The sequence below is a fragment of the Bartonella sp. AP57NXGY genome, assembly GCF_042195805.1.
In the GTDB taxonomy this organism is placed as follows: domain Bacteria; phylum Pseudomonadota; class Alphaproteobacteria; order Rhizobiales; family Rhizobiaceae; genus Bartonella.
In genome coordinates, this window is the sequence record NZ_JBHIOZ010000426.1 from 1 (window position 1) to 887 (window position 887).

The following is an 887-nucleotide window of genomic DNA, read 5'->3' on the forward strand; positions in this document are numbered from 1 at the left end:
GGGTGTAGAAAACCAACCTTCCATTCACGAGCAAGAGAACATTACGAAAAAAGCTAAACGGGTTAGAAATGACAGTGGTTGTCGTACCCCTGATGATTTCGAACCTGTTTATGATTTCGCAATCGAAGAGGGATTGCCTCCAGAGCGTGTCAAAGCCGAAATGGCAAAATTTCGAGATTATTGGAAAGCTAGAACAGGCAAAGATGCACGCAAAACGGATTGGAAAGCAATGTGGCGCAACTGGGTGCAAAAAGCTATCGAGGATTTAGAGAACGGAAAAAACTATGGAAAATCACTCTTAAAGGCAAAAAAGTGTAGATGAACGCATCTCAGACAGCATCCTTGATATCGGGCCTCGAGGTCACTTTGAAACACATTCACGAGATGATAACTCTGGAGTTTCCTTTAGTTTTGAAAAGTGGCAAGCATTGACACAACAGCAGGAAGCGATTGCCTTAGAAGCGTGTGATCAACTTCACGAATTGTTTTCAATAAAAGTGAGTAAAGAGGACATAACCAAGGCAATTCGGATGCTTTCGGTGTGGTTTAAAAATTTCGCAACAGACAGATCATGAAGGTATGGCGCTTACCTATGGAATGGTTTTGGAAAGTGTTTCTGCGTGGTCACTCATAAAAACGGTTAAACAGATTTTATGCGATGAGTTAGAAGGTTTATCGGATACGTTTTTTCCAAGCACTCGTGAGTTAGTAAGATTATGTCGTGATTTGAAAAATAGTCTTTTGACGAAAACCAATCTTGTACACTAGGCTGTTTTGAACACCCGTGAAAAAAGGCTGAAAGAAAAGGCAATGAGAGAGAATTCAAGACCACTCACGTTGGTTGAAAAGCAAGTGAAAAACACTGCAAATTAGCAAACTAATGAAAA

General features: G+C 40.5%; 1 protein-coding gene and 1 pseudogene. Both read left to right on the top strand.

All coding sequences use genetic code 11. The annotated features are described in order from the left end of the window. Nucleotides 1–322: pseudogene (locus tag ACFIL8_RS11280) on the top strand (hypothetical protein); the annotation flags it as partial. A 257-nt stretch (nucleotides 323–579) separates the two neighbouring features. Then, a complete protein-coding gene (locus ACFIL8_RS11285; protein WP_375689874.1) occupies nucleotides 580–768 on the top strand; it encodes a hypothetical protein in 189 nt (62 codons plus the stop codon). Nucleotides 769–887: the final 119 nt, after the last annotated feature.